The following is a 25,589-nucleotide window of genomic DNA, read 5'->3' on the forward strand; positions in this document are numbered from 1 at the left end:
AGCGATGCATAATAAGGCTACAAACGCTCACAAGGCGATCATCGTGGAGGTGAAGAGGATGAAGCAGGCTGCTGCTCCTAACAGCAGAGAGATTGTTCAGATGTCCCAGGCGAAGGCGCTACGCAGGTCGCAGGTGTGGGGAAGGTTGCGTAAGGATAAATGGATTTATCTACTTCTGGCACCAGGCTTATTGTATTTCATTATTTTCAAATATGTCCCCATGTGGGGCGTGCTGCTTGCCTTTAAGAATTATCAACCCTTTCTAGGTTTTTGGAAAAGTGAATGGGTCGGCCTAGAGCATTTTCGTGTATTTTTTCAAAATCCCGAATTTTTCATGCTCCTCCGCAATACGTTGCTGCTTTCGTTATATAATCTGGTGTTTTACTTTCCGGCACCGATTGTACTTGCACTCTTACTGAATGAGATCAAGGTAAATTTGTATAAAAGAACCATTCAGACCTTGATCTATGTGCCGCACTTCATATCTTTAGTAATCGTGGCAAGCTTGACCTATGTTTTCCTAACTACGGAAGGCGGACTCGTAAACGAGCTTTTGCAGAAGTACTTCGGTTATAAAATCAACTTCTTGGCGACGCCAGAATGGTTCCGGCCGATGATCATCATGCAAACGATGTGGAAGGAATGCGGCTTCGGCACGATTATCTTCTTGGCAGCACTGGCTGGTGTGGATGTAGAACAATACGAAGCAGCCATTGTGGATGGGGCCAATCGCTGGAGACAGCTGTGGCACATTACGCTGCCATCGATTCGCAGCACTATCGTTATCCTGCTCATCCTACGGATGGGAGATATTCTGGATAATGGCTTCGAGCAAATTTTTCTCATGTTGAATCCTTTGAACAGGGACGTTGCAGAAGTATTTGATACCTATGTATATATGATGGGGATCACGCAAGGTGCGTTCAGTTATAGTACGGCTGTCGGACTGTTTAAAGCAGTCATTGGCGTCATCTTGGTACTTGGTGCGAACTGGACAGCTAAGAGGTTCGGACAATCTGGCATTTACTAATACGAATAAATGAGTAAAGGAGGAGAGAGGTTTTGGCAAAGCAATATAAGAGCGTTTCCGGAACCATCTTCGATGTAAGCAACTATATCGTGCTGGGTGTTATTGGAATTGTGGCCATTCTGCCATTTCTCTACGTTATTGCAGGGTCGTTCGCATCGGATGCGGAGCTGACGAAACGCGCGGTCTTTCTGATACCAGAGACATTTACCTTAACAGCCTATAAGTTTATTTTTTCGACGGATACGATTGTGAAAAGTATTGGGGTTTCCCTGTATGTCATGGTTGTTGGTACCTTCGTGAACTTATTTTTCACAGTGACGATGGCCTATGCCTTATCCAAGCGGAGCTTGATGGGGCGAAACACCGTGTTAAATCTGATTATTTTCTCCATGCTTTTTGGCGGAGGCTTAATTCCTACCTATCTCGTGATCCGTGAGCTTCATATGCTGGATACGTTCTGGGCGTTGATGATTCCTGGCGCGATTAGCGCTTTTAACTTGATTATTGTCAAAAACTTTTTCCAAGAGCTCCCTCCGGAGCTTGAGGAAGCAGCGAAAATCGATGGCTGTACGGAGCTCGGTCTTCTCTGGCGAATCGTATTGCCGTTATCCATGCCTGTACTGGCAACCTTCACGTTATTTTATGCCGTCGGCCATTGGAACAACTTCTTCTCAGCCTTGCTGTACATCAACGATCCGGCCAAATGGCCGCTGCAAGTAATGCTTAGACAGATTGTATTGCTGTCACAGGCTGCTGCTGGAGATCTCAATTCCATGGATCCGAATTTCGTGAAACCGCCCGAGCAATCCATCAAGATGGCTGTTATCGTCGTGGGCACTATACCTATTTTGTTTGTCTATCCGTTCCTGCAGAAGCATTTTGCTAAAGGGGTCTTGATTGGTTCGGTCAAGGGGTAACGGATTCAGATAGAAGCAAGTCCATAACTTAGAGGAGGCATGTTAGATGAAAAAGAACGCGAAAAAATGGGTTACCGTAGCAACCGTTGGCACAGCTGTTATGACGACAATTGCTGGCTGTAGTAGTGACAAAGGGGGAACAGCGTCACCAGCAGCGTCCGCTGCTGCAACAACAGCGGCTGCTCAGACGAAGGCTCCTGAGAACTTAGCTCCGCTTGATTTGAGCATCATGCTTCCTATCTTCAAAACGAATTTCCCGAAGGACGATGGTCCTGTTACAACTGAAATTGAGAAGAAAACCAATACGAATATTCACTTGGAGTGGGTACCGAACGCATCCTATACGGATAAGTTTAATATCACATTGGCTTCAGGGAAGCTGCCGCATATCATCTACGTTGGTGATGTGAAGAACCCAAGCTTCGTTAATGCAGCAAAATCGGGTGCGTTCTGGGAAATTGGAAAATATTTGAAGGATTATCCGAATCTCAGCAAAGCAAATCAAGTTATTATGAACAACTCGTCAGTTGATGGGAAAAATTACGGTATTTATCGTGGTCGTGCTTTGGGGCGCAATGGTATCAACTATCGCAAGGATTGGTTAGAAGCTGTGGGGATGCAACCTCCGAAAACGATTGATGATTTCTACAACATGCTCAAAGCGTTTAAAGAAAAAGATCCTGACAAAAACGGCAAAGATGACACATACGGCATGGTATTGGTCAAATGGACAGGGCAATGGGCAAGCAGCTTTGATATTATGAAGCTTTGGTTTGGTGCGCCGAACAAATGGGGTGTTGTAGACGGTAAGCTCGTACCTGAGCATCAAACCGCCGAATATCTTGAAGCGCTTAAGTTTATGAAGAAACTATATGATGAGAAGTTAATCAATCAAGATTTCGCTGTATTCGATTCAGCGAAGTGGAACGATCCAATTGCCAACAATCAAGCAGGGGTCGTTGTAGACGTAACAGACAATGCCGCACGTATGGATGATAAAATTCATGCAGCGCTTGCCAAGGATGGTAAAGATAATCCTAACATTCACTATGTAGATAATATGATTGGCGTGACTGGCAAAAATGGCTTGAAAGCACTGCCTACTTCCGGATTTGCAGGGATCCTGGCCGTTTCGAAATCCACCGTGAAAACAGAGGATGAGCTCAAACGCGTACTGAAATTCTTGGATCAAATGAATGAGCCGGAACTTCAAACGTTGGCTGGTTACGGTATCGATGGCAAGCATTATACGAAGGATGGCGACGCACTAGTAGTAAGTAAGGATACAGCTCTTCTCGAATCAGAAGTAGAAGGTTTGAACCAAATTCTTCCATTTATCCCAGAAGATCGCGGTTTGAAAGTGAAGCAAACACCGCTTCGTTTGCAAACAACGAAGATTCAAAAAGAAGCAGAAGCAAACATCGTGGCTAACCCAGTTGAGCCATTCATCTCCTCTGTTTACTCGCAAAAAGGTCAACAACTTGATAACATCATCAACGATGCGCGTATTAAATTCATCGTCGGTCAAAGTGACGAAGCGGCTCTGAAAGCAGCATTCGAAACTTGGAAGAAATCAGGCGGGGATGATCTCGTGAAGGAAATGAACGATTTGTACGCTGCAACGAAGAAATAAGGTGGAAAGCCGTGTCCAGTGGACACGGCTTTTTTCATATAAAAAGAAAAAGTCAGATCAATTGATATGATCCGACTCGGACGGCGGCTTGTAATTGGCGGATTCTTTAGTATGGGTTCAAACCAAAACTAGTGCCAATTCAGATCATTTCCTCTTATCAATGTAAGTTAACAATGTGAGTATAAATAACCCAAAAGCAAACATGATTGAAAGAGATTGAAATATATCCATGTTCACAGCTCCACCTTTCTAGTAAGGTGTCCGCCTTGTACAAGTCGTCTTATTGTAAAGTTTAAAATAAAATGGATAATTGTGGTAGTGTCGGTGGAACTATTTTTGTTTCTACATAATTCGATTATTTTTGTTTCACTGCGACACTCATTATGCATTTAATTTCCAAACACTTGACCGCTGCCAAAAAGTCGGAAAAGTGGTGTAAATCCACTGGAAATTAACTTCCTTCTCCATCCGCATTGGTATACGCTCGAAGGTAAATACTTCGCTCCAAACTAAACTTTCGAACGGTTGGTGAGAGCATGTTACGAGCTATCAGAGAAGGACTAGCAAAAGGATTAAAAAAGACCCTTGGTGGTCAAGGACGCTTTTACAAAAAGAGTTTAATTACGATATTTATCGTTTCTGGTATTCCTGGACTCGTAATGGGGGGACTCGTGTATTGGATGGCAGGCGGGCGCGTGGAAAGTGAGCTGCTTCAACTGCATTATCGGCAAATTGAACAACGCTCGCAAAATATCGATGATCAATTAGGCAATCTGGAGCTGCTGCTATCCCATTGGGCATTTGATAATAAATTTGACTATAGTTTGAATGGTTATGATTTTGTCCGTAATTTCGAACGCACGCAGGATATCACGAGGACGTTGATCGCCATGCAGGGCTCGAATGCCATGGTGAAGCATGCTGAGCTCTACGTGGGTGGAACAAGCTCTGTTCTGTTCAATCCTGAATATATGAAGCTCGATGATCGTACAGCAGCCACAGCGACTAGATATGATCCCCTCATCCACGGTCAACATACGACCTATTGGACGCAGTGGTCTTTTGATGCGAATCGACCTGAGAACAAGGATCTTACGCTCGTCCATCAAATTCCCGGTGGAAGCTTGCAACCGTTTGGTGTGTTAGTTTTTCGGTTTGATAGTCAAAAGGTGGCAAATATGCTGAATACGCTCACGCCTTACGATGGCGGTGAGACGTTCCTGATCCAGAATGCTGGCGAACTCTTCGTCTCAGCGAACGGGAACACCTCTTCCTCTCCTTTTGTAAGCGCTTTGCGTGACAAGATTGCATCATTAGACGGCAAAAAAGGCTCCTTCTTTATGGATTGGAAAGGCTCAACCTATACGGTTTCGTACGGAAGCTTAGCCAGAATCGCGGAGGATTGGACATTCGTATCCGCATCACCGATTTCGAGCATCACGTCGCCTGTGGTTTTTATTTCCAAACTGATTATTACCATCAGTCTCGCAGTATTGCTGCTTGCGGCGATACTAGCTTGGCTGGCTTCACGGCGCATTTACCTGCCAGTCAAAAGGCTGGTATCTATGCTGGGGGGAAGCTCATCTAACCCTCCTCAATGCGAGTTTACTTTGCTGGAATCGCAATGGATGCAATTGCATAATGAGAGCTTGGCGCTGAACACGAAGCTGACGGAACAGCTGCCCCATCTTAAGGACAGCTTTCTGCATCAACTGCTCCAGGGATATTTGAATGCGTATTCAGAGAATGATTTGCACCACCGGATGGAGCGTTTTAAGTGGGATGTGAAGAATAAGCAATTCGTTGTCCTCTACGTCCAGTTAATCGGGATGACAAGCTTGGAGGGGAACTTCCGACTAGGGGAAGAGGGTCTTGTCACCTTTGCGGCGGTGAATATGATCGAGGAGCTGGCTTCTCAATATTTTGAGCAAAGTCACACACTTAACTTTCACGATCTAACAGCGGGGATTCTTCTTATTCTGCCTGAGGATGAATCGTATACGGATGCTTGCCAAGTTTTTAGTGACGAATTGAAGCAGTCGATTAATCGCATTTTGAAAATGCGCATGACCATGGCGATTAGCCGTCCAGTACCGCTGATTTCCGATATACCGATGGCATTTGAACGAGCAAAGCAAGCGGTAAGCTATCGCTATTTTGAGAATGTGAACCAGATTATCGATATGGAGCATGACAATTTTGCAGGAGATGAAGACATGGAGTTGCAATATCCTTTCACACAGGAGCGGGAGCTCATTCAAGCTTTACGGACTGGAAAAGAAGGGGAAGCGAGCGAAATGCTTGTGTCCTTCCTCGAGGTCTTATCCTGCAAAGGAGCCAAAGAAATTGAGGTTCAGCAAGGGATGCTGCATCTGCTTGGGAATGTCCAGCATGCGATCATGGTGTCCGGAATTAACCCTAATCGCCTCTTCAAAGGCGCGAATCTGTATGAACAGCTGTCTCAGATCAGGGAATCTACGCGAATTCTTGCGTGGTTTCAGGAAAAAGTGCTGCGGCCTTTCATGAAAGAGATGTCAGGACGTTCTGACGCACAAGTGAAACGCATCATCGAGCAAGCCATGATTTATTTGCAAAACAATTATAGACAGGATATTTCGCTTGATAATTGTGCGGAGCATACGGGAACGAACCCGTTTTTCTTAAGCAGATCCTTTAAGCAAGTAACCGGCAAAAACTTCATTGACTATTTAACAGAGCTGCGCATGGACAAAGCCAAAGAACTGCTGAGGGAATCGGAAATGCGAATTAACGATGTTGCCGATCAGGTGGGATATCAGCATACGTATTTCAATCGGATATTCAAAAAGCTGGAAGGCATGACGCCAACGCGCTATCGAGAGCTCAGTCGGACTTCCTAATCAACAATGTATAATGCCGCCAAAAAAGTGCAAACGGGCTGATCATCGCCTTGCAATAATGTCCGCTTGTTCGCAAGAGCTCCTCTTTCTACAATGGGGCTACATGTGAAAAGGAGATGATCGCTTGGCTTTGGATCTGGCAATTAAGCTGCGTTGGTTAAAAAAAGAGGCTTCTAAGCCTGTAGGGATAACTTGGGGAATACCTTGGCGCGAGGGCGTGCTTAGGCGCGAAGAGTCTTTGCGACTAGAATCAGATGACGGCCAAAGTGCTGTGCCGGTGCAAAGCTGGCCGACTGCTTTCTGGCCAGATGGCAGCGTGAAATGGTCCGCTCATGCGGCGGCAATTCAACCTGGAGCAACAGAAGGGTTGGCCATTCGAAAAGGCAGGGGGCCCGATTCCGACTACCGTATGCTTGTAACGGAAACGGATGACACCATTACACTAGATACAGGCATTATGATTTGCACACTAGGCAAAAAGGGGAAACATTGGCTTCGCAGTATTGTTCGAGATGGCAGTGAGATATGCCGCGGCGGCCAGTTGATCTGCCTGAAGGAAGGGCAAAGCGAGGCGTCTGGAGTACGAGTAAGCCGTGAAGAGACTTTCGAAAGTCGAGTGCTGCGGGCTATTGTTGAACAGAACGGCCCGATCAGGGCTGTCGTTAAACTGGACGGCAGGCTTCGCTCCACGACAGGAAACAGAGCGTGGCTGCCTTTTACACTGCGTATGTATATGTACGCAGGGCAGGAAACGATTAAACTTGTGCATACGTTTCACTATGATGGCAATCCACATGAGGATTTCATCAAAGGCTTAGGCATCCGCTTCGCTGTGCCCATGAGAGGGGCCCAGTACAATCGGCATATTCGATTTGCAGGGGATCGCGGTTATTTCAGCGAATCGCCAAAAACGTTACATACCCGTCGAACAAAAGGCAAGTACAGAGAGCTCTTCGAGCGTCAAACGGCAGGTGAGTTGACCACTTTTGACCCCGCTGAGGATGCGTATTTCCTAGGGCTGCTGGATGATTCAGCGACGTGGGATGGCTTTAAGCTCGTTCAGGATTCGTCTGACCATTATCGGATTTGGAAGCGGACGAAAGCCGGTTGCAGCTGGGTGAAAGTGACAGATGGAGCACGCGCTGGCGGCCTAGGCTATGTAGGTGGTGAAGGCGGCGGCTTGGCAGTGGGTTTGCGTCACTTCTGGGAGAAGCATCCATCCAGCTTTGAGGTGCACGGGACAGCAGGGTCAGAGGCAGCGTTAACGATCTGGTTCTGGTCCCCTGACGGGACGCCGATGGACCTTCGCCATTATGATACAGAAACACATGTGGAATCCTCGTATGAAGGGGCGGATGAGCTTCGAGCGACGCCTTACGGCATTGCGAATACGAGTGAATTGATGCTCTGGTGCATGGAGGAAACGCCTAGACCGGAGCTTCTACAGCACATGCAGGAGGAGACGCAGAATCCATCGCTTCTGATTTGCGAGCCAGCTTACTATCACGAGTCGGGTGCTTTCGGCTATTGGAGCTTGCCAGATCGCAGCAATCCGGTGAAAGAGCAGCTGGAAAATCGGCTGGATGGTATCATTTCTTTCTATCAAGATGAAGTTGAGCAGCGAAAGTGGTACGGCTTCTGGGATTATGGCGATTTCATGCATAGCTATGACCCTGTAAGGCATGTATGGAATTATGATTTAGGTGGCTGTGCTTGGCAAAATACGGAGCTAGCGCCAAACATGTGGCTTTGGGTCATGTTCCTCCGCACGGGTCGAGCGGATATTTTCCGGATGGCAGAAGCGATGACTCGGCATACAAGTGAAGTGGATCTGTACCATTTTGGCGAATATGCGGGACTTGGTTCGAGGCACAATGTCGTTCATTGGGGCTGCGGCTGCAAGGAAGCTCGCATCGGGATGGCAGGCCTGCATCGCTACTTCTATTATTTGACTGCCGATGAGCGGATCGGGGATATCATGGATGAAGTCCGGGATTCCGATTTCACGACAGTGAACTTAGATCCGATGCGTGCTTATTTTCCGAAGGATGAACATCCGACGCATATCCGAGTAGGACCGGATTGGGCGGCTTTCAGCTCGAACTGGATGACCCGATGGGAGCGCTATGAGGATACAGCGTATCGGGACAAAATCCTAGTTGGCATCAACTGTATTAAGGACGCCAACTACGGACTGATCTCAGGACCAACCTATGGGTATGATCCTAAAACAGGCGTGCTGTCGCCGCTCGGTGACGATAACTGGGGCAGGCATTTGGCCATTTGTATGGGTGGACCTCAAGTTTGGTTCGAGCTTGCCGGCATGTTGAAGGACCCGGAGTGGGAAGACATGATGGCGGAGCTCGGCGTGTATTATAACCAAACACAGGAACAGAAAGATAAGTTGACACATGGTCAGATCTCAACGAAGAATTTTGAGCATCCTGTGCTAAGTGCAGCAATTACGGCTTATGGTGCATTTTATAAAAGGGATACGGAGACTGCGGAGAAGTGTTGGTCCATTTTGTTGGGAAGCGAGTTTGCTAAAGTTGATCTTCAGCAAGAGGCTTCTATGGTTACGCATGTGGATACCTTGCACGAGATCGACTGGATGAACACGAATGAGGCCGCCCAGTGGTCATTGAATACGATTATCGCACTTGAGCTTATTTCGGATTGGCTTCCCCAATAGACGGATTATTTAGGAGGTATTAGCTGTGGGACAGACGAGTAAGGAGCCTTATTTGATTGGCAAAATAGATATTTGTGCGGCTGGTCCGCGCTGCAAAATGCTCCTTGGCGACCTGAACGGAGACGGTCGCATGGAGATGCTGCTGGTGCATCCTGACAATCGACAGGATGTTCGATATATTCCCCATCAGGTGCAGTGCCTGACGGCATTTGATCTTGAGGGCAATCTGCTATGGCAGACTGGCAAGCCAGATTCGGGAGCAGGAAGTGCAGGGTCAGACTACCCAGCACAGATCGCTGACATCGATGGCGATGGTCAGTTAGAGGTGTTATGCGTGATGGATGGACGATTTCTCATCCTAAACGGGCAAAATGGCGAAGTGAAGGCGGCACATGATTTGCCGCACGAGCATGCCCATGATTGCATCATCGTGGCGAATTTGACTGGTGGAGATTACGCCAGTGACATTATCCTGAAAGATCGCTACCACACCATGTGGGCATTTGATCGACATTTCAATCTATTATGGACGCATGAAGGCAATCCTGGACATTTCCCATGGGTGTATGATTTGGATGGAGATGGGAAAGACGAGGTCATGGCTGGTTATGATCTATTAGATCATGATGGTCAGAAGCTATGGAGCTGTCAGGATCTCGAGGATCATGCTGACTGTATCTGGGTTGGCGATGTGAATGGCGATGGACAGCCAGAGCTAGTGATCGGCGGCAGTGTTACGGTAATGTATGACCGGTTCGGCAAGGAGCTGTGGCGCTATGAAGGTTCGATTGAATCGCAGCATATTGCTTTGGGCAGGTTCCGAAGCGATAAGCCAGGGTTACAAATAGCAGGATTGGATCGTCTCGTTCGTGAAGATGACGGTAAGGGACTGAAAGGGAAGGATGCCTTGTTCCTCTTAGATAGTGAGGGTCAAGAAATCTGGAAGGAAGACCGTCAAACGGACGGTTGGTTGACAATTATCGAGCCTCTTCGTGGCTGGGAAGCAGATTCAGCGGATCTGATCCTTGCCTACCGCAGAGGTGGTGGCGTATGGCCATCTTTATATGATGGGGAAATGAACGTTGTTGTTGAATTTCCGCTAAACGGATATGCTGTACATGCCGATGTATGTGGTAGCGGGACAGAGCAAGTGATTATATTCAATGATGATACAGCCGCCATTTATGCTAGTTGGCCGGTTGCGTTGCGAGAAGGTTTGTCCGGCACACAACTGCCGCAGCCCAAACGCTTATCCAGCTCAACCTTATATCCTGGTGGAGAGATTCCGTTGTAAATAGAAAGGAAATCTACGATGACACACGCATGTAAGTTCGATTTCGGAGTGGGTAGTGCAGACATAGGATACACAAAGATCACCCCTCTTTCTCAGTATGAGAATTCGGTTGGATATGGCTTTAGCAACGTGAAGAATGTTCATGCCAAGGATCGGGACGAGCCCGGTGCGTTGCGCAGAGATTTTTGTATTCCGCTGGATACCTCGTTTCTGGTGGATGTTCCGGATGGGACATATCGCGTTTCGATCCTCTTAGGCGATGAAATCGCGGAAACAGAAACAACGATTACCACGGGTGAAGGCAGGCTTGTGCTACATAAGCAGCGTACTTCTGCCGGGCATTTTGTTCGTACGAGCTTCTCGGTTTGGGTCGTAGATGCACAGCTTAAGCTCACGTTCACGGGTAGGGCGCCACGCATTAATGCTTTGGAAATCGAGCCTGTACCTGGTGCTTGTACGCTGTTTCTTGCTGGCGATTCAACCGTTACGGACCAACCGACAGATGGATATCCGTATGCGGGCTGGGGACAAATGCTCCCTCTGTTTGTCAAAGCAGATGCTGCGGTTGCTAATTATGCGTTGTCGGGCCGCAGTTCCCTGAGCTTTATTAGCGAAGGCGTGTTAGATACTATTTGGAGCAAAATCAAACCTCACGACTACTTGCTAATCCAATTCGGTCATAACGACCAGAAGCCAGATGAAGCGCGATTTACAGAGCCATTTTCCACCTACAAGGAAACGCTTAAGATCTATCTCGACGGCGCTCGGGAGCGGGGCGCTTACCCGATTCTAGTCACGTCCGTGCAGCGGCGTTTTTTCGAAGAAGATGGTACACTGCGTGATACGCACGGCGATTATTTGATGGCGATGCGTGAGCTGGCTGTGGCTGAAGAGGTGCCATTGATCGATCTAGCTGCAAGCAGCAAGGCATTGTTTGAGGCGTTAGGGCCAGAGGGAACCAAGCGGTTATTCATGTGGCTGGCGCCAGGTGAATTCATGAATTTCCCGGATGGTGTCGAAGACAATACGCATTTCCAGCAACAAGGCGGAATTGAAGTTGCGAAGCTGGTGCATACCGGCTTGAAGGAATTGAAGCTGCAGCCGCTAAGCTTGTATTTGCGTTGATTTGTTGGGGTCACACTGTTGCCCCAAAAATATGGAAAAGGAGCTAAGCGTGTTTGTGCTTAGCTCCTTTGTTTATTTGCGCTTCAGCGGAGGGGCATGGGAAAAAATGGTCAAAGATGCTAAAGTACACTAATTTTTGAGGAAAACGGCTAAATATAGTTAAATTAGTGCGAAAGAGCATCTTTTAGGATCAAAAAATCCCAAAATAAGGATCACCGGCAGAAATAGTTGCACTTTCGCAAGCATTTCAAATCGAGAGGTTTATTCGATACACAAGGATGCACTTTTGCATTTTCCACAGCTACATTCACATCACGAATAAGGTGATTTGGAGGAATAACAAGAGGGTCCCCCGCCACATAAATGGCTTTGGGACCCTCTTTTTCATGAAACGAGTCTACTGAATGTTGATCTTCGTAATCAAGGCGCCAGTGCCTTGCAGGGTTATTGCACGATTTGGCACCAAATTCGTGATGGTGCCTGTAATTGTTACGGATGAGGACACGTTGTAAGTTGTGGTGACGTTGCTGCCATTCGTTCCTGTTTGATTGATCGTGATGGTGGCAATTTTGCCTTGATTCGTAAAGGTCACGCTGTTAAATGTGCCGGAAACACTGAAGTTCTGATTGTTGCCATTCGTGAGCTGGGTAACCTCTGCATAGATGGCGGAATTATTGTAAGATCTGATTTTCACAACGTCACCTGGCTGCAGTGCTGCTCCGCTGACTTGAACGCCGCTGCGGTAGACGAATGCCTTGTCATTCAAGTTAATCGCTTGCGCTTGGTTGCCGTTCACGATAACGAGAAGATTGTTCGCAGCCGAAATGATTGTGCCAGTCTGCTGTGTAATTGTAGGCTGTGTAACGGATGTGCCATCTGCACGTTGGATGACTTCGGCATGCAGCACAACGCCGTTATAGTAATGAACTTTAATGACTTGACCTGGCAGCAATACGCCACTCGTCGTTTGAGTGCCATCCATGTAGATGGATGTGTTTGCGTGAAGCTGCAGGCTGTAAGATTGGCCGCCACTCGTAAGCGTGAGAAGATTATTACTGATCGGGCCTGCAATGGTTCCAGTCATCTCACCAGTTGACGTTACTTGTGTCACACTCTTGGTGACTTCAATGATAGCGACAGAATTATTGTAAGCGTAGGTTGTCAGGACATCACCCACTTGCAGCGCGGATAGATTCGTAAATGAACCGTTCTTGTACACGATTGTATTACTGTTCACTGCAAGTCCTTGGAGCTGCGTACTGGTAGTTAATGCCAGAACATTATCGCTAATCGGGTAAGCCATGGTACCTGTCACAACCGAAGCAAAATTCGTTGGTGTTCCACTTTGACCAACCGATTGTGTCACCTCAACGTAACTCACGCCGTAGTTGTAGGAGCGAGTGGTGACAATATCTCCAATTTGTATGCCTGAGGCTGTCGTCGGCGAGCCGTTTCGGAAGTAGAGTACATTGCTATTGATCGGGAGTGAGATGGGTTGCCCATTGCTTAAGAGGGTGAGTGTATTCCCTGTAATCGCTGAAGCTACCATGCCGGTCTTCACACCAACAGCCTGTGTTGGATTCGTCGGGTTGCTGCCGCTTGGCTGAGTAACTTCGATGTAAATGACGTTATTATTATCGTAAGAACGTATCTTCAGAACGTCCCCGGTTTGCAGAGCAGATGGGGTGACTTTAGCGCCATTTCGATAAATAAAGACATCGTTATCCAATGTCAGATTGACATTTTGGCCGTTAGTTCGGACGGTAAGTACATTGCCACTTACTGGTGCTAATACAGTCCCGGTCACCAGTCCATCAATACTGTTCGGCAATTGGTTGCCTGCGCGGTCTAGCAAGGCGGCAATTTGCGCGCGAGTTACGAGCTGTTTGGGACGGAAGGTATTGTCCTCGAATCCATTCACAAGTCCTTTGTCAACGGCTACCTTGACATATCCCACCGATCCGGCTGGTACGCTGGATGCGTCGGAGAAAGGGAGTCTTGCATTCATATTGGCTTCAGCTTCGTCTTGGAGCTTCAAAGCTTTGACGAGGAGCGTGGTGGCCCACAGCCGATCTGCCGGTTGATTCGGATTAACGTTCGTTTCGGATTCGGCGAAAAGATCGTTCTCAAGCGCGACCGCTACATAGCCGACGGCCCATGATGGGACACTCGCTGCGTCATGGAAATTCAGCTTGGTTGACTTCTCTGCATCGGATTCCGCTTGATCACGTAGTCCCATTAATCTTACGGCTGCCGTGATGGCTTCGATGCGAGTGACAGTCTCTTGCGGTTTAAAGGTACCATCGGGATACCCATCGAAAATGCGTCTAGAGACTAGACTCATGATGTAGCTTAAAGCCCATTCGAATTCTTTGCCCTTTATATCTTTGAAGTCAAATTTAATGGCTGTTTGCGGGCGTTTGTTGTCGGTGGTCCAACGGGAACTGTTGTTGCGATCGTCTTCCTTGTGGTCGCGACCGTTCTGAGCGAAGGCCGTTGTACCTGTTGCCATCACAAGTGTGAGGGCGAGTGTGGGGACTAGCAGTTTTTTCATACGCGAATGCTTCATCTTTTTCTTCTCTCCTTAATAAAATAAATGAGTAGAAAATTACGAGTATGCGGTGCGTGCTTGAGTTGTTGTTTAAGCTTAGTACAGTATTCGGAATTAGATGGGTTTTTCTGGGTGTTGATTGTTAAAAAAAGGAAACGACTACTCTTTTGTTGCCTGAAGAGTGCGCAGGTATGCCGCTTGACCCTTTCTATTCCTGATTACGATGAACTTGGTTGCGCTTGCACGATCTAGCGGCTATTTATTCGTGGATTTTCAAAGATTCCGGCTTGAACTTCGGTCTTATTTTCAAAAAAAAGTAATATATTTTTCTTAAAACAATCATGAATGAGAAGGAAAATAAACCTGAATGAAGTAAGTAATAGAAGTGAAATATTTCGACCCCATTCGTCCTCGCCTACTGGTCATTCACCCGTCCCAATTCCTAGCATAGTATGTAGGAAGGTGGTGATGAAAAGTGACAAATACAATTGAGGGCTGGATAATTTACACGATTTGGGGCGTTTTTGGCTTCATGTTGATCGATTTTCTTATCGCGTTCTTTAAATCCTTCTGGGAAGGCTCGTTTGGTCCCACAGTCGTGCTAGGTTATTTGAAAGATGTCCTATACTATGTGCTGCCACTGACTGTTCTATTATCTATGATTTCTTTTGATCCAACAGGATGGATTGTGGTGATTTTTTACTTCATTTGCGGTCTCGCTGTGATGATCAAGTATGTGTTGGATATCGTTAAAAGATTCCAATAATCTTACTAAGGCCCTGCTTCACGCAGGGTCTAGAAATAAGTTTTTTTCATAGGGATATTCAAACTTAATCATATGAAGGAAGTGTAGCCATGAGGAGATATCAATGGATTAGATGGCGAAAGTTGATCCTCTGGCTGACAGCCATTGCCTTGATTTTCGGGGTGTTATGGGTAGGCGGGCCAACCTATTGGAGTGTCGCGTTTAGTATCATCGGCTTACTGTTGAACCTGGTTATGGCTATGGCCTTTATGATTATTCAGTTCGTTGCGCTTTTCTGGTTCTTAGCGAGAGGACGAACGTACTGGATTCTACCGGGAGAGACGGGCTCTACATGGGATGATTACCGTGGAAATCCTGAGATTGTAGAGAACGCGAAGCGTATTGTTACCCTGCTTAAGGGTGTCAAGGAGTTCAAAGAGATGGGCGGCGAAGCGATTCGCGGATTGCTGCTCTGTGGACCGCCAGGTACCGGGAAGTCCTACTTAGCTCAGGTTATCGCCAATGAAGCACAAGTGCCTTTTGCCTACGCATCGGCACCGAGCTTTCAGAATATGTTCTTCGGTGTTGGTAACTTGAAGGTCATGGGGATTTATAAGAAAGCTCGCAAGCTGGCGCGCGTCTATGGCGCTTGTATCATCTTTATTGACGAGATTGATGCCATCGGGATGAGCAGACAAGGCGGCGCTGGCGGCGGAATGATGGGCATGATGGGGATGGGCGGCGGTTCAGGCTTACTGAATGAACTGCTTCTGCAAATGGATCCCCCCAATATCGATACATCAAAAATTGTGAAGATGCTGCGCTCGCTCGGTCTACGCCGTAAAAAAGCAGAACGACCGCCCGTGTTAACGGTAGCAGCGACCAACTTGCCGGATGTTCTCGATTCTGCCTTGCTTCGTCCAGGCCGTTTCGATCGGCAGCTCTGGGTGGATGTCCCTGACTATGACGGTCGGGTGGATATTTTCCAATATTATCTGAAGAAGGTAAAGCTGGACGAAACGTTAACCGCGGAGAAAGCGGGTCTCGACTCCATTGGATATAGCCCTGCGCAAATTAAACATATTGTGAATGAGGCTGTCGTAATTGCACACCAACGCGGTGCACAGGCTGCCAGTTATGAGGATTTCCGTGCTGCAATGGAGACCTATGAGTGGGGTCTCAAACAGCCGCTTCGCTCCATGCGCGATGATGAGAAGCGAAATGTCGCTTATCACGAAGCGGGTCATGCGGTGGCGCAGTTCCTGCTTAAGCCTCATGAACGAGTTTGGAAAGTCACGATCGTTAGGCGCGGTGGCGCGCTAGGGCTTTCGGCAACCAAAGAGACGCATGAGCGATATAATCGAAGCGATTCGGAGATGTTAGCAGAGATCCAGGTGTGTCTGGCTGCCCGAGCCGTAGAGGATGAATTCCTCCATAAGAAATTAAATGGAGTTACCTCTGACTTACAGCATGCGACCCAAATTGCTGGTGCCTATCTCGGCATGCTCGGCATGGGCGACGAATTGTTCAGCTTCCTAGCGGTTGGTTCTCGCACGGATGGTCTCAAAGCGCTTCGACCACAAATCAATGAGCTTCTTAAAGAGCAAATGATCGAAGTAAAGAAGCTTGTGCTGGATTATACAGATTTCGTGCACAAAATTGCGGAAGAGCTGCTGAAACGCGAAGATTTGACAGGTGATGAAATTGAAGAGATTTTTACGGAGCTGTATGGGGATTCGCGTCCTAGGGCGATTGAGGTAAAACCTTTACCTCCCAAAAAGCTTTCACTTGAAAAACCATTAGCTGTCATTGATGATACGGAAGAAGATCTTAAGGATTCGTAAGGCATGGAAAATCACTTTCCTATGAATTGCCTCCTTTTTGGCTATAGTGGTCAGAAGGGGGCAATTTTTATGCAAAAGATCGGAAAAAGGTTAGCTAGAGACAAGAATTAAAGGAGAATTCGAACATGGAATATGATGCTATTGTAGTCGGAGCGGGACTCGCAGGTTTAGTGGCAACAGTTGAAATCGCAGATGCAGGCAAAAGCGTATTGCTCCTGGATCAAGAACCAGAAGCTTCTTTCGGTGGACAAGCTTGGTGGTCATTCGGCGGATTGTTTCTGGTTAACTCGCCAGAGCAGCGCCGTCTAGGCATTAAGGATTCGCAAGAGCTAGCTTGGCAGGATTGGCAGGGGTCTGCAGGCTTTGATCGTGAAGACGATGAGGACTACTGGGGCCGCAAGTGGGCGGAGGCCTATGTCGAGTTCGCCTCTGGTGAAAAGCGCGAGTGGCTGCATGCGATGGGGGTACGCTTTTTCCCAGTTGTCGGCTGGGCAGAACGCGGCGGTTATCTGGCAGAAGGGCATGGCAATTCGGTTCCTCGTTTCCACATTGTGTGGGGAACAGGGCCGGGCATTGTTGCCCCTTTTGAACAACGCATTCGCTCGTATATGAAGGACGGACGTGTCGTTTATCAACCTCGTCATCGTGTGAACGAGCTGATTCAAAACGGCGGTGCCATCACCGGTGTTCGCGGTTCGGTGCTTGTGGCTAGTACGGCGGCACGCGGGGAAGCGAGCTCACGCGAGGCGATCGGCGAATTCGAATACCGTGCGCAAGCGGTCATTGTAAGCAGTGGCGGTATTGGCGCTAATCACGACTTAGTTCGCCAATACTGGCCGAGCCGACTCGGCGAAGCGCCCAAGCGCATGCTTTCCGGCGTGCCGGCACATGTCGATGGCCGCATGCTCGCGATTACCGAGCAATCCGGAGGCCGGATTGTGAACCGCGACCGGATGTGGCACTACACGGAAGGGATCAAGAATTGGAATCCCGTGTGGCACAATCATGGCATTCGTATTCTTCCTGGGCCATCCTCACTTTGGCTGGATGCGCGAGGGCAGCGTTTTCCAGCGCCAAACTTCCCAGGCTTTGATACCTTAGGCACGTTAGAGACGATCCAGAAGTCTGGCTACGACTATTCATGGTTTATTTTGACCCAGAAAGTAATTGAAAAAGAATTCGCACTGTCAGGCTCTGAACAGAATCCCGATTTGACGGGGAAAAGTATACGTAAAGTGTTGTCTAGAGCGCTGCCAGGAGCGATGGCACCTGTTCAAGCTTTTATGGACAAGGGAGAAGATTTCGTCGTTGCTCCGACATTGGCTGAGCTTGTCGCTGGCATGAATACGTTGACGGAGGAGAAGTTGCTTGATTTTGACCATATTGAGCGGCAAATTAAGGCTAGAGATCGTGAAATTGCACACAAATTTACCAAAGATCTGCAAATCACAGCCATTCGAGGCGCTCGTAACTATATTGGGGATAAATTAATTCGGGTTGCGAAGCCGCATCGCTTTCTAGACCCTGCTAATGGGCCGCTCATCGCGGTGCGCTTGAATATCGTAAGTCGCAAAACCTTGGGCGGATTACAAACGGACTTATCCGGTCGTGTACTGAATCAGGCGGGAGAGGCAATTCCTGGACTCTATGCTGCTGGGGAGGCAAGCGGCTTCGGCGGCGGCGGTCTTCACGGGTATCGTGCGCTGGAGGGTACGTTTCTCGGTGGCTGCTTATTTACTGGGCGTGTAGCGGGACGGGCGGTAGCGAAGGCGTTGAGTTAGTAGTGTGAAAAAACCTTCACTACCACGAGAGTGGATGGTGAAGGTTTCTTTCTGTTACAGCAGGGGGAGGAGGCGGTCAAGAAACGAATTGAACTCGCCAAAACTGCGAAAATACAACTTTTCTGAAACTATGAACGTAGAGTAAGATGAAAAGTGCAAATCTGCAGTTTTTTTCGGAATCCGAGTTGTAAATCGAAAAATAGTGGGAAATTGATGCCTTTTCGCATCAATTTCCCACTTATTAAGGTTCAACCAGTGTAATTGTTGCACAATTGCACTTTTCATCCGTTTTTTAACTTACAAATTAATCGCTCTTACCTTCAAATCCGTCAAATCCACCTTGCCGCCAGCCGGATCTGTAATGTGCACAGTCACTTGCTCGCCAGCGCGCAGATCGAAGAAGTTGTCGCTGAAGCGAATATTGCCCTGAGGGAGATCCAGTTTCACCATCCGCGCATGTGCACCATTGGCCTTAATATGCACAGCTTGCGTATCTGCATCGACATTCACGCTAAGCGAAGTAGCAGGGAATTGAAGATCCTTCTGATCGCGCAGATAATGAAGATTATCCGGCGCAGCCCAGTCTGAAGTGTGTACACGGACAACGACCTGCTCCGCCGATGCCCCATTCAATACGGAAGCTTCAGGCAAACTTCCTAACTGGATAGCCGTGTTCGCCGGCACAGCTGCTTCGAACGCATGCGTGAACAATTGCTCACCAGAGAAGTTATAGACGGATAAATGAACCTGGCCTTTTAATTCAGATAACGTATCATTAACGGCCCAAACTGCCAAGTCCTGCCCAGCCTCATGATCAATCGAGAGCAGAAGCGGGTGATAGAACTTTTTCGCATAATAGAAGGAAGCCTTCGGTAACAATTCATAATCAATTAGCGACCAGCTTGTACCTGGCCAGCTATCGTTCAATTGCCAGATGAGGGATCCACTCGTGCGGTGCTTGTTCCGTCGATAATGCTCAATGCCATACTTCAGGCCTTCGGCTTGTGTCAGCATGGAGAAGTTCATATATTCCTCAATGTTGGTCGGAATACCGGTATATCCTTCCATGAGCAGAATACCCTTCTGATGATTCGTATCTTTGTTGCGATAAGCCATTTCAACACTGTTCCAGTAGAATTGGCCATTCGGAATGTTTTTCTCTAACGTGTAGCGATTAGCAGAGGCATGCATGCCGAATTCACTGCTGAAAAGGGTGAAGTCTTTTTTGTAATTTTTGAATGTGACACCTTGAATACTGTAATCGAGTAGTGGCACATCGCCAAATTGACGCGGATACACGGAACCATGCCACACCTGCCAGTTATGGCGGTCGCCAACATCGGGATCGTTGGCATCATTGCCGCCAAATGGGGAAGACGGCCAGTATGCACGGCTGTCATCGAGCAGTTCAAGTGCGTTAGGAATCAGCTCGTGATAAATGATTTCCCCATAGAAAGGACAGTTGATGTCGCCGCCAGCGGATTTCATATCGTACAGCCAGTCAATTTCATTATTCCCGCACCAGAGGGCCAGGGAGGTATAATTGCGCAAGCGTTTGATGTTATAAATAACTTCGTTACGGACATTCTCCATGAAATCACGATTAAAATCAGGGAATAACGCGTTAGCGAAGGCAAAATCCTGCCAAACCAGAACACCGCGTTTGTCGCATTCCTCGTAGAAGACATCCTTCTCATAGATGCCGCCTGCCCACACGCGCAGCATGTTCTGATTGGAAGTAACAGATAGATCGATTAGATCCCTGTAGCGTTGATCAGGAATGCTTCCAATGAAGTGATCCGCGGGAATCCAGTTCGTGCCTTTGGCGAATAGTTTGACACCATTTAGCACAAATGCAAAGGCATTCTGACCTTCAGAATCCTTTACTTGCAGTTCAATCGTTCGGATACCAAACGGTTTACGATACGAATCCACTTGCTCGCCATCCGCGTGAAGGACTACTTCAAGCTCGTACAAGTAAGGATTACCTAAGTCGTGAGTCCACCAAAGTTGTGGATCCGCTACGTTTAAGGTAAAGGATTCGGATGTGTGCACATTTCCTTGCGCAGCAGCAACAACTTGACCAGCCGCATCCAATAAACGAATATCACACGATTTTTGTACACCTTTACGAAGTGTTGTTACGTCGACATCAACTTGGATTTCTGCTTGTGAATCGCTGATCGTGCGTGTCCTAGCAAAAACGCTGTCCAGCTTCGCGCGGCGGTAACGCTCAATAAATACTTTGCCCCAGATACCGACCGTGACCATACGAGGACCCCAGTCCCATCCAAAGTTCATCGCTGCTTTGCGCAACCAAGGGCGCTCTTTGGTATAAGAGGACCATTGGAATAATTCTTTATCCTTATTATGTAAATGCAAAGGATCAAATTTAACAGCGATTGAATTTTTACCGTCCTGAATAACGCGTGTGACATCGAAGGTATGAGCCATCAGCATGTTGCTCGTTGTTCCGATTTCCTTGCCATTCACATAGATCGTAGCAAAAGTGTCAAGACCTTCGAAGGTTAGTTCATGCTTCTCTTTCTCATCATTTCCATGCCCTAACGAATAATTGAAGGAGTGACGGTACCACCATTCTTTTTGTTCAATCCATCTGCTTTTTGCGTCATTATGACCGAAATACGGATTCTCAATTAATTCTCGCTCAATAAGTGTGGAATGGACATCCCCGGGCACTTTAGCTGTAATCCAGAAACGATCGTCCAACCATGCTGCCGCGACATCAAGCGGTCTAGCTTGACCGACTTCGAACTGCTGTAATCGCCATAATCCTGATAATTCCATTTGTGATTTCTCCTCTTACACCATGATAGTTTAAAATTTTGGAGGTGGTTCAGTGGGATGAAGGACAGCTTCCTCCCGGAACTCACTCGGTGTTTTGCCAGTGAATTTCTTGAATACTTGACTGAAATATTTGATATCTTCAAATCCGACTGAAGTTGCGACATCGGCAATTTTGGCAGGGGAGACGGTTAGAATTTCCATGGCACGATTAATCTTTTGTCGTGTCACATAGTCACCAAACGTAAGGCCGGCTTCCTTTTTAAATACTTCGCTCAAATGATTCGGATGCAGATGCACATATTTAGCAACCTGCTGCAAGCCAACATCCTTCCCCAAATTCTCATGGATGTAGGCCATTGCTTTCTGTGTATGTGTTGCTTGTCCCTCGCCTAACCGATGATGATACAGCTCCATAATGGTCAGCAGGTATTGAAATAACGCGTCTTTCAGCACGATATCCCGTTTGACCACGAAAGCGATATTTAAATTATCGAGAGCTCTATGACGACCTGTTGCAGTCAACACACGTTCTAGCCAACGATGTGCGGACAGGGCAGCAGACCGAACCAGAGATTCAAGTGATTCGATTGTCATATGGGGGTCGTTCAGTTCCGACTGCAAATAGCGCTGAACCCAGTTCTTCAATGCGACGGAGTCATCATCCAACAAGATCGAAGAGAGCTCCAGCTCCTCTTCATGGGTACAGACGGTTTTACCGCCTTTCCGCCCAACAATGTCTGAATAAATCAGGATAGATTCATCGAGATGATGCTTATAGCTGAAGGCATAATCTGCAGTGACATAGGATTTATATAAATCAGACTGCTGATGAACGACCTCGCCGACAGATATGCTGACCTTACACTTGAGTAAACGCTCGATCTTTTGCTTCGCAGAATCGGGATGATCGAAGAAATCGGATGCACTTGTTTTCGGAAGCGCCACGACAATTCGCTTCCTGTAAATCAAGGTTTCACATTGCAACATCTCATGCAGCATGTTGTCTACAGCGAACAACAGTAGGGAGTTCTCGGAGGATGTTTCTCCCCAGCCTTCAGCGGTAACAACGTAGGTTTGAAATTTAGGTTGAACATGGTCATGCGTGATAAATAAAAGGGGGAGATATTCGGGCAGCATGCCTTCATCGACAGCCGCGGATTCCCCCTCAATGATCCAGCGTTCAAACAATCGATTGCGAAATTCTTTGTTCTTAAAGAGATCCTGGTTGAGATGCTTCCATTTATCTTCAATGCGTTGTTTCACTTGGAGGACGGTTTTCATAATCTCTTCAGGCCGACTGGATTTCAAGAGATAGTCGCTGACACCTTGTCGAATAGCTTGTTGGGTATACATGAAATCATCGTACCCAGATAAGATGATCGTCTCTATATCTGGAATGATTTCTTTCGCCTTCTGAGCTAATTCTAAGCCATTCATGTGTTTCATTCGGATATCTGTCAACAAAATATGCGGACGTTCCTCAGGCATGCGGCGAAGCGCCTCTTCACCCGAAACAGCTGGCTTCAGCAATTCGAGTCCGATTTCTTTCCAATTAATGACTTTAGCCAAGCCCGTTCGGATGATGACTTCATCATCAACGATCAAGATTTTCATGGTTATCCTCCAAAACTGGGATCGAAAATGACACACAGGTTCCTTCATTCAATCGGCTCTCTATCTTGATACCCGAATCAAGCCCGTAATGCAGCTGCAAGCGCTCATGCACATTACGCAACCCGTAGCTGGCATCGCTTCCTATCGCGCCCTCAGTAGGGTATAAACTTTCAGTGACCTCAAGCAACCGTTCCTCGGTCATCCCAATGCCATCATCCATCACTTTTACATGCATCGAATTTCCCTTTAGCTCGACATAAATGGAAATGACACCAGGTTCCTCTTTCATTTGAATGCCATGAATCATCGCATTTTCAACCAAAGGTTGAAGCAACAATTTCAGCATGAACGTATCACTTAAACGGGTATCAATCACATAATCAACCTTAAACTCATCTGGAAAACGGATCGATTGCACTTGAACATAATTGCGAATATGGGCGAGCTCCTGCGAAACCTTGCAATATTCTTTGCCCTTATTCAAGCTGAAGCGTAAGAAGTCACTTAACGCGCCGACCATCTCAGCAATGCGATTTTCTTCTTTAAGCAAAGCGATCCAATGAATCGAAGACAACGTATTATACAGAAAATGCGGATTGATTTGTGCCTGTAGTGCACGCATATCGGCTTCTTTTTTACGCGTTTCATTGTGAATGAGCTTCTTTTTTAAGACCTCGATATGGGTGCTTAACAAATTGTAGCTGCCAGCAAGCCGTCCAATTTCATCTGATGTGTACACCGGATAATAAGGCAATGGTTCATCGGGATTGATCTTTGAAAGCAAGCGAGTTAAAGAGCCGAGAGGTGTCGTAACCTTGCGAATAACGAATATCGTGAGAAATACATTGGTAATGACGGAAAGCGCAACAGCAACGGCTGTTAATTGCAAAATATACCGATTCTGAGCGCTATATAGCTTCGTCGGAATAATGCCTACGATCGTCCAATTGATCATGGGCTCTCGATAAAATAAGATGCTCTGTTGTGATTTTCCGATCCCTGAAGTCCATACGCCGGAAGTATGACCGTGAACGCGTTCATTTAATCCAGGAAATAAACTATCCGCTTTTTGTGAAAGCCATTCTTTGGAGGTGGAAGACATGATTTCATTTCGATCATTCAGCAAAGCGACTTGTCCATAGCCATCAGCAAGCTGTGGAATGGACCAAATACGGGACAATACTTGCTCATCCACGGTAATGGATAGCCAGCCAAGCGTTTGAAAGGTATTCAAACCACGTAAAGGACGAATGAAGGAAAATACTTGTCGTTTACCTAAATAATTCTCAATGTGATATAAGCCAGTCCACAGCTTGTCTGTAATCTGATTAATGGTGATCTCTTGATCTAAACTTGATTTGTAGATCGTTGATGTAGATAGAGGTGTCGTGTTATTGCTGGGATAAATAGTGATATTTGAAATATAATCCTTGGTGTACACCAAATTCGTCATTAACCCAAGGATTTGTGCTTGTGCATCCAAGTTCTCATCGGTTCTCTTCAAATACCATTGAATGTCCCGTTGCCCGATGAGGAAAATGGATATATTCTCAACATCTTTCAGGATGAACTGAAATTTGGCATCCATTTGAGCGAGTGAATTCAAGCCAGCTTGCTGTGCCTTATCTTTTGTGATATCCGACGATGTTGTAAAAGCGAAGGTACCCAGAAACAAGAGGGGGATTAATGTTGTGACAAGCATAATGAAGGATAGCTTACGCTGTAAAGAATAGCCGAACCACTCGCGCAACACGTGTCATCTCCTAACTCGTTGTCTGGATAGTTAAAGTCAATTAGCCTTTTACAGCTCCCGCGGTCATACCTTTCATAACCTGTTCTTGGAAGGCTAAGTACACAGCGATTGTAGGAACAACAGCGATCGTCATAGCGGCGAGTGTTAAGCCGTAATCGGTTTGGTAACCATCCGCGAAGTTAGCGATACTTAATGGTAATGTTTTTAAACTGCTTTTGCTAATAAAGACAAGTGCGAATGAAAAGTCATTCCAGAAATGCAAGAAGCTTAAAATGATGACCGTCGATAGTGCTGGTAATGAGATGGGCAGCATAATGCGCCAAAATACTCCCCACAGTTTCGTGCCATCAATATAGGCTGCTTCTTCGATTTCTTTGGGTACTGAAGCCAAATAAGCCGTAAGAACGAAGATAGCTGTCGGTAATGCGAAAGCAGTGTAAGGCAGTATGAGTGCCCAATACGTGTTCAGAAGTCCGATTTGCTTCATGAGAATAAACAAAGGAACCAGCGTACTATGAATGGGAATCAGCATCCCAATAACGAAAAACGCAAGGATAATGCCTTTGAAACGAAACTTGATTCGTGCAAGCACATATGCGGCTAGGGAACTTAAAAATAGAGTGAGTGCTAGTGATACAAGCGATACTATGACGGAATTGAGAAAAGCGGTACTCATTTTGGACGCTTGCCATGCAGTTACATAGTTAGAAAACTTCCATGCTTGGGGCAAGCCAAACGGATGGTTAAAGAATTCGCTATTCGTTTTAAATGAGGAGATAACGAGCCAAAACAAGGGATATAACGTGAGGACAGCATAAAGGGTCAGGAACGTCCAGAGTGCACCTTGTTTCCATAAACGAAACGAAAACTTAGCAGTTGTCGCAGTTGATTTTACTTGAATTGGAATAGAAGACATTGTCAGC

General features: G+C 46.9%; 16 protein-coding genes. 10 read left to right on the forward strand and 6 right to left on the reverse strand.

Translation table 11 applies throughout. The features are described 5' to 3' along the window. The first annotated feature begins 100 nt into the window (after positions 1–100). From AC58QO_RS02290 to AC58QO_RS02300, 3 genes are read left to right on the forward strand one after another with little or no spacing between them, the layout of a single operon-like run. Positions 101–1,030 (forward strand): ABC transporter permease, encoded by a 930-nt coding sequence (locus AC58QO_RS02290; protein WP_497264369.1) that lies wholly within the window; start codon positions 101–103, stop codon positions 1,028–1,030. Between the two features lie 32 nt (positions 1,031–1,062). After that, positions 1,063–1,947: a carbohydrate ABC transporter permease gene (locus tag AC58QO_RS02295; RefSeq protein ID WP_497263686.1), complete on the forward strand. Its 885-nt coding sequence runs from the start codon at positions 1,063–1,065 to the stop codon at positions 1,945–1,947. Between the two features lie 46 nt (positions 1,948–1,993). Continuing rightward, positions 1,994–3,580, forward strand: a complete 1,587-nt coding sequence (locus tag AC58QO_RS02300; protein WP_497263688.1) for an extracellular solute-binding protein — start codon at positions 1,994–1,996, stop codon at positions 3,578–3,580. A gap of 144 nt (positions 3,581–3,724) precedes the next feature. On the opposite strand, the gene AC58QO_RS02305 is transcribed toward AC58QO_RS02300, so the two are convergent. Beyond that, a complete protein-coding gene (locus AC58QO_RS02305; RefSeq protein WP_379304201.1) occupies positions 3,725–3,811 on the reverse strand; it encodes a putative holin-like toxin in 87 nt (28 codons plus the stop codon). Positions 3,812–4,116: 305 nt separating this feature from the next. On the opposite strand from AC58QO_RS02305, the gene AC58QO_RS02310 reads away from it, so the two are divergent. The 4 genes from AC58QO_RS02310 to AC58QO_RS02325 all read left to right on the forward strand — a co-directional run bounded on the left by AC58QO_RS02310 (position 4,117) and on the right by AC58QO_RS02325 (position 11,570). Then, the gene (locus tag AC58QO_RS02310; protein WP_497263690.1) at positions 4,117–6,459 is read left to right on the forward strand and encodes a helix-turn-helix domain-containing protein; all 2,343 of its coding nucleotides are present in this window, start codon (positions 4,117–4,119) and stop codon (positions 6,457–6,459) included. A 124-nt stretch (positions 6,460–6,583) separates the two neighbouring features. Continuing rightward, a complete protein-coding gene (locus tag AC58QO_RS02315) occupies positions 6,584–9,151 on the forward strand; it encodes an exo-rhamnogalacturonan lyase family protein (RefSeq protein ID WP_497263692.1) in 2,568 nt (855 codons plus the stop codon). A 97-nt stretch (positions 9,152–9,248) separates the two neighbouring features. Then, the gene (locus AC58QO_RS02320) at positions 9,249–10,445 is read left to right on the forward strand and encodes an FG-GAP-like repeat-containing protein (protein ID WP_497264370.1); all 1,197 of its coding nucleotides are present in this window, start codon (positions 9,249–9,251) and stop codon (positions 10,443–10,445) included. A gap of 18 nt (positions 10,446–10,463) precedes the next feature. Then, the gene (locus tag AC58QO_RS02325) at positions 10,464–11,570 is read left to right on the forward strand and encodes a rhamnogalacturonan acetylesterase (protein ID WP_497263693.1); all 1,107 of its coding nucleotides are present in this window, start codon (positions 10,464–10,466) and stop codon (positions 11,568–11,570) included. Positions 11,571–11,967: 397 nt separating this feature from the next. Here the strand turns inward: AC58QO_RS02325 and AC58QO_RS02330 are convergent, their stop codons facing one another. Beyond that, positions 11,968–14,139, reverse strand: a complete 2,172-nt coding sequence (locus tag AC58QO_RS02330) for an S-layer homology domain-containing protein (RefSeq protein WP_497263694.1) — start codon at positions 14,137–14,139, stop codon at positions 11,968–11,970. Positions 14,140–14,596: 457 nt separating this feature from the next. Here AC58QO_RS02330 and AC58QO_RS02335 point away from each other — a divergent pair, with 457 nt between their 5' ends. From AC58QO_RS02335 to AC58QO_RS02345, 3 genes are all read left to right on the forward strand, one after another. Then, positions 14,597–14,887: a hypothetical protein gene (locus AC58QO_RS02335; protein ID WP_497263695.1), complete on the forward strand. Its 291-nt coding sequence runs from the start codon at positions 14,597–14,599 to the stop codon at positions 14,885–14,887. Between the two features lie 89 nt (positions 14,888–14,976). Beyond that, positions 14,977–16,710 (forward strand): AAA family ATPase, encoded by a 1,734-nt coding sequence (locus AC58QO_RS02340; RefSeq protein WP_497263696.1) that lies wholly within the window; start codon positions 14,977–14,979, stop codon positions 16,708–16,710. Between the two features lie 125 nt (positions 16,711–16,835). Then, positions 16,836–18,491 carry an FAD-binding dehydrogenase gene (locus tag AC58QO_RS02345; protein WP_497263697.1) on the forward strand — a complete coding sequence of 552 codons (1,656 nt, stop codon included), beginning with the start codon at positions 16,836–16,838 and terminating at the stop codon, positions 18,489–18,491. A 297-nt stretch (positions 18,492–18,788) separates the two neighbouring features. Here AC58QO_RS02345 and AC58QO_RS02350 read toward each other — a convergent pair whose 3' ends face one another. The 4 genes from AC58QO_RS02350 to AC58QO_RS02365 are packed head-to-tail and all read right to left on the reverse strand — an operon-like array spanning position 18,789 to position 25,582. Next, positions 18,789–21,299, reverse strand: coding sequence for a beta-mannosidase (locus AC58QO_RS02350; protein ID WP_497263698.1), 2,511 nt, complete (start codon positions 21,297–21,299; stop codon positions 18,789–18,791). A 30-nt stretch (positions 21,300–21,329) separates the two neighbouring features. Then, the gene (locus AC58QO_RS02355) at positions 21,330–22,913 is read right to left on the reverse strand and encodes a response regulator (protein WP_497263699.1); all 1,584 of its coding nucleotides are present in this window, start codon (positions 22,911–22,913) and stop codon (positions 21,330–21,332) included. Continuing rightward, positions 22,894–24,666 (reverse strand): cache domain-containing sensor histidine kinase, encoded by a 1,773-nt coding sequence (locus AC58QO_RS02360; RefSeq protein WP_497263700.1) that lies wholly within the window; start codon positions 24,664–24,666, stop codon positions 22,894–22,896. The genes AC58QO_RS02355 and AC58QO_RS02360 overlap by 20 nt, the downstream gene beginning before the upstream one ends. Positions 24,667–24,706: 40 nt before the next feature. After that, positions 24,707–25,582, reverse strand: coding sequence for a carbohydrate ABC transporter permease (locus AC58QO_RS02365; RefSeq protein WP_497263701.1), 876 nt, complete (start codon positions 25,580–25,582; stop codon positions 24,707–24,709). Positions 25,583–25,589: the final 7 nt, after the last annotated feature.

The sequence above is a fragment of the Paenibacillus sp. J31R30 genome (genome assembly GCF_059692115.1).